The following is a 9,093-nucleotide window of genomic DNA, read 5'->3' as shown; positions in this document are numbered from 1 at the left end:
CCCCAAACCCCTCCCGCCTGTGGGAGGGGTTTAAAAGATGATCATCCTCGGCCTCGACCCCTCGCTCAGTTGTACCGGCTGGGGCGTCATCCGCATCGAGGGCAGCCGGATCAGCCATATCGCCAACGGTCAGATCAAGACCGATGCCAAGACCGCACTGCCCGACCGCCTCGCCTATCTCGACACCATGCTCGCTGCGGTAATCGCTGATCATGCACCGAACGCCGCTGCGGTCGAGGAAGTCTTCGTCAACGACAATCCGCAATCGACGCTCAAGCTCGCGCACGCGCGCGGCGTCGTCCTGCTCGGTTGCGCGCGCGCCGGGCTGACGGTGAGCGAATATGCCCCGCGCCTCGTCAAGAAAGCGGTCGTCGGCACCGGCGGCGCGGCGAAAGAGCAGGTGCAGGCGATGCTGCGCGTCCTGCTTCCCGGCGCCAAGGTTGCGGGCGCCGATGCGGCGGATGCGCTGGCTGTCGCGATCTGCCACGCGAACCACCGGCCGCGCGCGTAAAAATCTCACGCAAGGGCGCAAAGAAGAAATAGAGACTCACACAAATACACAAAGGTGTCGGCCTAAGCAGTGGCGTTGCGTCTCCACCAACGGTGGCTTCATTTACTGCCGGCCTTCGGTCCGCCTTCAAGGCGAAGCTCGGGTGGCCAACGCTCCGCCGGTGGCGGCAGCTACCCTCTTCGTGTCTTCGTGTGAGAATATTTTTCTCCACCTTCTTCGCGCATTTGCGCCTTTGCCTGAGACATTCTTCCTTCCTTGTTCCCTTTTCATTCCCACCGCGCTAGCACGGGCGCATGATCGCAAAACTCACCGGACGGCTCGACAGCAGCGGCGCAGGCCATGCGGTGATCGACGTCGGCGGCGTCGGCTATCTGGTCGAGGCGTCGGCGCGCACACTTGATGCACTCGGCGCGGTCGGCGGCGATGTCACCATCCACACCGAGATGCTCGTCGGCGAAGATTTCCTCCGCCTATTGGGCTTCGCGCGCGCCGAGGAACGCGACTGGTTCCGCCTGCTCACCAGCGTCCAGGGCGTCGGCGCCAAGGTCGCGCTCGCGATCCTGTCGGCGCTGGAAATCGGCGACCTGCAGCGCGCGCTGGCGAGCGGCGACAGCGCGATGATCGCGCGCGCGAACGGCGTCGGCCCGAAACTGGCGCAGCGGATCACACATGAGTTGAAGGACAAGGCGGGGGCGCTCGGCGGGATCGCCGGTTCGAGTCCGGCCAGGGGCACCAACGCCGGCCCCCTCGGCGACGCTATCGCCGCGCTCACCAGCCTCGGCTTCAAGCCCGGCGAAGCGAGCGCCGCCGTCGCCGCGGCGAGCGAGGAATTGGGCACAGGCGCGAGCCTCGACGCGCTGGTGCGACTGGCGCTGAAGAAGGCCGCGAAGTGAAGGGGCGCACCTCTCCCACCTTCGTCATGCTGAACTTGTTTCAGCAAGTTCAGCTTGACGAGATTAAGGGATATCGCGCGCCCATGACCGAGACGCCCACCCGCCACGCTTCCTGCCGCTGCGGCCAGATCCGCATCGCCCGCACCGGCGAGCCGATCCGCGTGTCGGTGTGCCATTGCCGCGAGTGCAAGGCGTGGAGCGGCAGCGCCCTTGTCGCGCAGGTGCGCTTCCCGGAGGAGCAGGTCCGCACCGAGGGCGAGGCGCAAGCGAAGATGTGGCAATATACCGGCGACAGCGGCAACACCGCCGACTTCTTCTGCCCCACCTGCGGTTCGGGCGTCTGGTACCGCGCGCAGCCCTACCACGACGCCTACACCATCCCGCTCGGCAATTTCGAGCCCGGCCACGGCTTCGTCTCCGACTATTCGGTCTATGAGGAGCGCAGGGAGCCTTGGGTTTCGATCACCGGCGAGGCAATAGACCATTATGACTGAGCCGGCCCTCACCATCGCGCGAACCAAAATCAGGCGCGCACTGTTCCTGTTCGCGGTCGGCAGCGTCGCAGTCCTGCCCCAGCAGGCCCAGGCGTGCCACCAAGCGCGCTTTCTGCTCGATAACGAACCCCGGGAGCGCTCAACCGGCGGCGCAAAACAAGCGCGGCTGCGCGTCGAGGAAGCGCTGATCCTGAAGGACGGCAACCCGGCCGATCAATTCGCCTATCGCATGCTGGTGGTCGAGGGCGACGGCACGTTGCGCACCGGCGATCACATCGTTGTGGTAGCTCCAAACTGGGGCGATCACTGCATTTTCTGGATGGGTCAGCCCGATGCGAAGGGGGTAGTCGAGGGCTATGCGACGGTCCCGTCCAAGGCAGCCGGGCAGACCTATTACTGGCTCTCTCCTGGATTGCGATCAACCATGAGGCTCGAAAGCTACAAAGCGCACCCCGATCGCTTCGTCTGGCGCCGCGTCCGCTTCACGGCGCCGTGGGAAAGCGCCCCCAGCCAATGACCGACCTCACCACGCCCTTGCGCACCCCGGAGGATGCCGACGCCGCGCTGCGCCCCAAATCGCTAGCAGAGTTCGTCGGGCAGGCGGCGGCGCGCGAGAACCTCCGCATCTTCGTAGAGGCCGCAAAGTCGCGCGGCGATGCGCTCGACCATGTGCTGTTTTTCGGCCCGCCGGGGCTCGGCAAGACGACACTGGCGCAGATCGTCGCGCGCGAACTCGGTGTCGGCTTCCGCTCGACCAGCGGCCCGGTGATCGCGAAGGCGGGCGACCTCGCCGCTTTGCTCACCAATCTCGAGGACAGCGACGTTCTCTTCATCGACGAGATCCACCGCTTGTCGCCGGCTGTCGAGGAGATTCTGTATCCGGCGATGGAGGATCGCGCGCTCGATATCATGATCGGCGAGGGGCCGTCGGCGCGCAGCGTGCGGATCGACCTGCCCAAATTCACCCTCGTCGGCGCGACGACGCGGCAGGGGCTGCTCACGACGCCGCTGCGCGATCGCTTCGGCATTCCGGTGCGGCTCAATTTCTACACCCATGCCGAGCTCGAACAGGTGATCAGCCGTGCCGCGCGGCTGCTCGGGCTGCCGATCGCCCCCGACGGCGCGCTCGAAATCGCCCGCCGCGCGCGCGGCACCCCGCGCATCGCCGGCCGCCTGCTCCGCCGTGTGCGCGACTTCGCGACGGTCGCGGGACACGCGATCGTCGACGCCAAAGCAGCCGATGCCGCGCTCAACCGGCTCGAAGTCGATGCGCTCGGGCTCGACGCGATGGACCGGCGCTATCTGACGATGATCGCCGATATCTATCGCGGCGGCCCGGTGGGGGTCGAGACGCTGGCGGCGGGGCTCAGCGAGCCGCGCGACACGATCGAGGATGTGATCGAACCCTATCTGCTCCAGATCGGGCTGATCGCGCGCACCGCGCGCGGCCGGTGCCTCAATGCCAGCGCGTGGAAGCATCTGGGGCTCAATCCGCCCGCCGGATCGCAGGACGGACTTTTCGACTTGGGTAAATAGGCGGGTAAGACAGGCGGAAATCCGCCACTTTCTTCCACCAAATGGCGCTATCGTGCGACGAACCGTTGATCAGGGGTTTGCGACGAGTCGAAGCATCGCTATCGGTTAACCAGATGAGCGATGTCCCGCCCCCCTTTGTCCCCGGCGCCTTTGTCGGGGGCGAGCATCATTACCGCGCGCGCGTGTATTTCGAGGACACGGACCTGTCGGGCATCGTCTATCACGCCAATTACCTGCGCTATATGGAGCGCGCGCGGTCGGACATGCTGCGCCTCGCGGGCATCGACCAGCGCAGCGCGATGGAAGCCGGCGAAGGCGCCTGGGCGGTGACCGACCTGAGCATCAAATATCGCAGCCCGGCGAAGCTCGACGACGACCTGCTCGTCGTCAGCACGGTCGAGGCGGTGCGCGGCGCCAGCATCATTATCGCCCAGCGCATCCTTCGCGGTCAGGATGCGTTCAGCTGCGACACGCTTACCGAGGGCCGGGTCACGGCGGCCTTTCTGTCCCCCGAAGGCCGTCCCCGCCGCCAGCCGCTCGACTGGATCCAGAGATTCACCGCCATCATGAATGGAGAGAATATCCCTTGCTGAATAATATCTCGGTGGCCGCCGACGCGGCGACGCTTTCCCCGATCGCGCTTTTTCTCCACGCCGACTGGATTGGTCGCGGTGTAATTCTCGGCCTGCTCGGCGCGTCGATTTATGTGTGGATGGTGATCATCGCGCATGGTCGCAATGTCGGCAAGGTTTCGCGCGCCTCCGAACGGTTCGAACGCGATTTCTGGCGGGCCGGCAATATCGACAAATTCTATGATGAAAATGGCCGCGAGGAGTTGCCGAGCGCCAAGATTCTGGCCGCCGGCATTTCCGAATGGCGTCGATCGACCGCGGGCAAGGCCGTCGACCGAGACGGCACGCGTGAACGACTGGGCATTGCGATGAACGCCGCGGTCGACAGCGAGATCGACAAGCTGGTCGACCGGATCGGCATTCTGGCGACGATCGGGTCGGTCGCCCCGTTCGTCGGGCTGTTCGGCACGGTATGGGGCATCATGCGCGCCTTTACCGAGATCGCGGCGTCGAACAACAGCAGCCTCGCCGTGGTGGCCCCCGGTATCTCCGAAGCGCTCTTCGCGACCGCAATCGGTCTGTTCGCGGCGATCCCGGCCGTCATCGCCTATAACAGCTTCTCGCAGAGACTGAATCGTCTCGAATCGCGGCTCGGGCGCTTTGCCGACGGGCTGCTCGCCACCTTCAGTCGCGAGCTGGAGGTCGAATCCTGATGGCGATGTCGAACACTTCGGCCAGGGTCGGCGGTCGCCGCGGGCGTGGCGGACGCCGCGCGCCGATGTCCGAAATCAACGTCACGCCGCTCGTCGACGTGATGCTGGTGCTGCTGATCATCTTCATGATCACTGCCCCCCTGCTCGCCTCGGCGGTCCCGGTCGACCTGCCCGAAAGCCGCGCCAAGCCGGTCGAGACCGAGGAGCAGGAGCCGGTGCAGCTGTCGATCAACGGCGATGACACCATCTATATCGGCGAAGAAGTCGTGCCCGAGAACGAGCTGCCCGCGCGCCTCGACGCGATCGCGGCGGCACAGAAGGAAGGCGAGCGCCCGCAACAGATCATGCTGCGCGCCGACAAAGGGCTCGACTATGGCCGGGTGATGCGCGTGATGGGCGAACTCAACCGCGCCGGGCTGACCCGCATCGCGCTGGTGACCACGGGCTCGGACAGCGAACCCGCTGCGGTCACCGGTGGTTCAGGCACGGCTCCCTAGGCTGGCATCATGGCGGCAACACGGGCAGTCACCGGCAATGAAGCACGCGGCATCGCCATCGCGGTGGTCGCGCACGTCCTGATCATCGGCTTGCTGTCGGTGCAATGGACCGCGGGCGACCGGCGTTTCGACAATCCGCCGATGGAGGTCGATTTGATCGCCGAGACGGCGCCGACCTCGACCGCGCCAGTGATCAGCGACACGCCCCCGGCACCGCGGTTGGGCGAAGAGGACAGTTTCGACGACGCGCCGCCGCCACCGGTGCCAACCCCGACGCCGCCCGAGCCGATTGCCCGGCCAACCCCGGCCCCGTCGCCGAAGGTCGTGAAAAAGGCGCCGCCGGTGCCCCCGAAAAAGGCCGTGCCCCCTGCCGCGCAGAAAGCGGCGCCAAAGGTGCCGCCGAAAGTGCCGCCAAAAACGGGCACGCGTGGACCGACCGGCCGCCTTGACGGCATTACCGATGGCTTGGGCAAGGAGCCGACCAGAACGCCCCCGAAAACAGGGGCTCCCGCTGCGGCGACCGCCGCCGAAGTGCGCAAGTCGATCGACGTCAGCATCAAATCGAAGGTCAATCCCCGTTGGCAGCGCTGCTCGGTCAGCGGCGTCGATGTCGACCAGTTGAAGACCGTCGTGAAGTTCCGCCTGACAGCGTCCGGTGCGCTCGCCGGTTTTTCCAGCGTCACCACGACCGGCGAAAACGAAAGCAACAAATTCCAGGTCCAGCGGCATCAGGAATGCGCCAAGCGCGCCGTCGAACTCGCCGCCCCCTTCGACCTGCCCGAAGAGAATTACAGCTTCTGGCAGAATTATACGCTCGATTTCATCAAGAGGTAGAAGAGATGATCCTCCGTTCCACCGCTCTCGCGCTCGTGCTGGCGCTCGCTGCCTCTCCGGCACTGGCACAGGTTTCGCCGGCCCCGACGCCCCCTGCAACGCCCGCGCCGGCCGAACCGCGCGAGACGATCGAAGGCACCTTGTCGCAGGATCGCGCCGTGATCGCCGTTCCGGCCTTCGCCACCCCTGCAGTCACCACCGTCGCGGGCCTGCGCACCGACAGCCTCGGCCGCCAGATCGCCGAAGTGATCGCCGCCGACCTTGAGCGCAGCGGGCTCTACGCGCCGCTCGGCCCCGGCAGCCTTCGCGCGATCAGCATGGCCGAAGTCACCGCGCCGCGCTTCGCCGACTGGCAGGCGCGCGACGCCGAGAATGTCGTCCATGGCTTCGTGCGCACAAACAGCACCGGCGGGCTGATCGTCGGCTGCTATCTCTATGACACCGATCTTGGCAGCGAACTGGTCCGCCAAGGCTTCGAGATCCAGCCGAGCGACTGGCGCCGCGCGGCGCATAAATGCGCCGACGCCATCTATTCGCGCCTGTCGGGCGAAGCGCCCTTCTTCGACAGCCGCGTCGCTTACATCGCCGAGAGCGGTCCCAAGGGGAATCGCATCAAGCGGCTCGCGATCATGGATTCGGACGGCGGCAACCACCGCTTCATCACCAACGGCCAGGCACTCGCGATCTCGCCGCGCTTCTCGCCCGATTACAAGAAGATCGTCTATGTCAGCTATTTGAACGACCGCGTCCGCGTCTTCATCTATGACGTCGCGGCGGGGACGCAGAAGCTGGTGACCGAAAGCCGCAACGCGACCTTCGCGCCGCGCTGGTCGCCCGACGGCACCCAGATCCTCTATTCGATGGCGACCGGCGGCAACACCGACATCTATCGCATCTCGGCGAATGGCGGCACGCCGGTTCGGCTGACCAATAACCCCGGCATCGACGTCGGCGGCAGCTTCTCGCCCGACGGCAAGAAGATCGTGTTCGAAAGCGACCGCTCGGGCGGCCAGCAAATCTATACGATGAACATCGACGGGTCGAACCAGCAGCGGATCAGCTTCGGCGGCGGGCGCTATGCCACCCCCGAATGGTCGCCGCGCGGCGACCTGATCGCCTTTACCAAGATGAGCGGCGATTTCCGCATCGGCGTGATGACGCCGTCGGGTGGCGGCGAGCGGCTTTTGACCAACGACTGGCAGGACGAAGCCCCGACCTGGTCGCCGAACGGCCGTGTGCTGCAATTCTTCCGCACCACGCGCGGCGCGACCGGCAAGTCGAGCCTGTGGCAGGTCGACCTGACCGGCGTGAACATGCGCCGACTGCAGACGCCGCAGGACGGGTCGGACCCCAGCTGGGGACCCGTGCTGCCGTAACGCGCCAGACCGCGCATTTTGCGCGGCGGAACCTAAGTTGACGCCTCGGGTTCAAACCTTGGGTTCAACATGGGTTAATCTCAACATGAACAGGACCATCCGGACCAACACGAAAGGGACGACAACATGACGATACGGAAAACCACCGCCATGATCGCCGCGATCGCAATGCTCGCTGTGGGCGCTTGCTCGAAAAAGGCCCCCGAGGTTCTGCCTCCCAACCCCGATGGCGTTGACGACGGCAGCGGCGGCAACACCGGCGGCAACACCGTGATCCCGGGTTCGCAGCAGGACTTCCTGAACAATGTCTCGTCCGACCGCATCTTCTTTGGTTTCGACCAATATAATGTCGATGCCGAGGACCAGGCGACGCTGGCCAGCCAGGCGCAGTGGCTGCAGCGCAATTCGGCAGTGCGCGTTCTGCTCGAAGGCCATGCCGACGAACGCGGCACCCGCGATTACAACATCGCGCTCGGCGAGCGTCGCGCCAATGCGGCGAAAAACTATCTCGCCTCGCTCGGCGTCGATCCGTCGCGGATCGAGGTCATCAGCTATGGCAAGGAACGCCCGGCCGAACTCGGTTCGACCGAGGAAGCCTATGCGAAGAACCGCCGCGCGGTGACCGTGGTCATCCAGCGCTAAGCGTCTTTTCTCCGACTCGCGTCGGAGGTGCTGGCTATCCGGCCAGCAGCGGCCATAACGGCACCGTCGCCCAGGCGGCGATGGCCAGAAAGGTACCGAAGGGGATCGCCCGCATCGACAGCGGCCGGTCCCCTTTTCCTTGGGTGACAAGCGCCCATGCCATGCCGCCGGCGCTGGCGAGCAGCAGCATCAGCGGCAACGCCTGCCACCCGATCCAGCACCCGATCGCGGCGACGAGCTTGGGATCGCCGCCGCCCATGCCGTCCTGGCCCCGTCCGCGCCGATAGGCGAGCGCGACGAGCGCGAGCAGCACGCCGCCCGCGAGCGCGCCGATCCAGCGATCGATCAGCCCGGTATCGAGCAGTGGGCCGGCGAGCAGCAGACCGGCGATAGCCAGCACCGCGCTAAGCCGGTCGGGCAACCACATGTGGCGCGCGTCGAGCAGGGCGAGCGGCAGCAGCAGCCAGCCGAACAGCGCCCACAGCCAGCCCGCCAGGCCCGGCATGATCGACAGCGCCAACGCGCCGATCAGCCCCGACGCGAGTTCGACCTGCATATGAAAGGGATCGATCGCCGCACCGCAGCGGCGGCAGCGCCCGCGCTGGACCAGCGCCGACACCAGCGGCACAAGGTCGAGCACGCCGAGCGCCCGCCCGCACCCGTCGCATTGCGACCGCCCGAGCAGCGAACGGCCGTCGGGCCAGCGCAGCACCAAGGTCGCGATGAAGCTGCCGAGGACCAGCCCGACCAGCGCCGCGATGCCGACGCCCGCGCCCATGGGCAAGGCGTCAAGCATCGCCGTCATCGGTCAGAAGCGGCCCGAGCTGACCAGCACGAAGCCATTGTTCCCGGCGCGGAAGCCTATCGCCGACAGGGTCGACGCCATTACCGGATCATCGGCGGTGATCGCGAACTCGGCGCGATAGGCGCCGCTGCCGTCGAAGCCCAACGTCAGCCGTTCCATGCCCGACTGGCTGGTCAGCTCGGGCCGCTTCTGACCGATGACGGCGATGCTTGACGCCTTG

The 9,093-nt window shown here is 66.2% G+C and carries 12 protein-coding genes and 1 pseudogene; 11 read left to right on the top strand and 2 right to left on the bottom strand.

The genetic code is table 11. The features are described 5' to 3' along the window. Window positions 1-37: 37 nt before the first annotated feature. The 11 genes from ruvC to pal all read left to right on the top strand — a co-directional run bounded on the left by ruvC (window position 38) and on the right by pal (window position 8,068). Entirely contained in the window at window positions 38-511 is a 474-nt protein-coding gene (gene ruvC, locus B1A78_RS18590; protein ID WP_077148392.1) for a crossover junction endodeoxyribonuclease RuvC, read from the top strand. A 293-nt stretch (window positions 512-804) separates the two neighbouring features. After that, window positions 805-1,404 (top strand): Holliday junction branch migration protein RuvA, encoded by a 600-nt coding sequence (ruvA, locus tag B1A78_RS18585; RefSeq protein ID WP_077148391.1) that lies wholly within the window; start codon window positions 805-807, stop codon window positions 1,402-1,404. An 83-nt stretch (window positions 1,405-1,487) separates the two neighbouring features. Further along, window positions 1,488-1,898, top strand: a complete 411-nt coding sequence (locus B1A78_RS18580; protein WP_077148390.1) for a GFA family protein — start codon at window positions 1,488-1,490, stop codon at window positions 1,896-1,898. Beyond that, entirely contained in the window at window positions 1,891-2,415 is a 525-nt protein-coding gene (locus tag B1A78_RS18575) for a hypothetical protein (RefSeq protein WP_077148389.1), read from the top strand. The genes B1A78_RS18580 and B1A78_RS18575 overlap by 8 nt, the downstream gene beginning before the upstream one ends. Further along, window positions 2,412-3,434 (top strand): Holliday junction branch migration DNA helicase RuvB, encoded by a 1,023-nt coding sequence (gene ruvB / locus B1A78_RS18570; protein WP_077148388.1) that lies wholly within the window; start codon window positions 2,412-2,414, stop codon window positions 3,432-3,434. Before B1A78_RS18575 ends, ruvB begins: the two co-directional genes overlap by 4 nt. A 113-nt stretch (window positions 3,435-3,547) precedes the next feature. Continuing rightward, window positions 3,548-4,027, top strand: a complete 480-nt coding sequence (locus B1A78_RS18565; RefSeq protein WP_077148387.1) for a YbgC/FadM family acyl-CoA thioesterase — start codon at window positions 3,548-3,550, stop codon at window positions 4,025-4,027. Continuing rightward, on the top strand, window positions 4,021-4,719 hold the full coding sequence (tolQ, locus tag B1A78_RS18560) for a protein TolQ (protein ID WP_077148386.1): 699 nt from the start codon (window positions 4,021-4,023) through the stop codon (window positions 4,717-4,719). The genes B1A78_RS18565 and tolQ overlap by 7 nt, the downstream gene beginning before the upstream one ends. Continuing rightward, window positions 4,719-5,216, top strand: a complete 498-nt coding sequence (gene tolR, locus B1A78_RS18555) for a protein TolR (protein WP_077148385.1) — start codon at window positions 4,719-4,721, stop codon at window positions 5,214-5,216. Before tolQ ends, tolR begins: the two co-directional genes overlap by 1 nt. A 9-nt stretch (window positions 5,217-5,225) precedes the next feature. Next, a complete protein-coding gene (locus B1A78_RS18550; RefSeq protein ID WP_077148384.1) occupies window positions 5,226-6,050 on the top strand; it encodes a hypothetical protein in 825 nt (274 codons plus the stop codon). A 5-nt stretch (window positions 6,051-6,055) separates the two neighbouring features. Beyond that, window positions 6,056-7,426: a Tol-Pal system beta propeller repeat protein TolB gene (gene tolB / locus B1A78_RS18545; protein WP_077148383.1), complete on the top strand. Its 1,371-nt coding sequence runs from the start codon at window positions 6,056-6,058 to the stop codon at window positions 7,424-7,426. A 126-nt stretch (window positions 7,427-7,552) separates the two neighbouring features. Then, complete coding sequence (pal, locus tag B1A78_RS18540) at window positions 7,553-8,068, top strand: peptidoglycan-associated lipoprotein Pal (protein WP_179102088.1); 516 nt, start codon at window positions 7,553-7,555, stop codon at window positions 8,066-8,068. 34 nt (window positions 8,069-8,102) lie between these two features. Here pal and B1A78_RS18535 read toward each other — a convergent pair whose 3' ends face one another. Further along, window positions 8,103-8,864, bottom strand: coding sequence for an A24 family peptidase (locus tag B1A78_RS18535; protein ID WP_077148393.1), 762 nt, complete (start codon window positions 8,862-8,864; stop codon window positions 8,103-8,105). Window positions 8,865-8,876: 12 nt separating this feature from the next. After that, a pseudogene (locus B1A78_RS22795) lies at window positions 8,877-9,093 on the bottom strand (hypothetical protein); the annotation flags it as partial.

This window comes from Sphingopyxis sp. KK2, from assembly GCF_001990265.1.
Lineage (GTDB): Bacteria > Pseudomonadota > Alphaproteobacteria > Sphingomonadales > Sphingomonadaceae > Sphingopyxis.
This window is presented reverse-complemented; position numbering and strand designations above follow the sequence as displayed.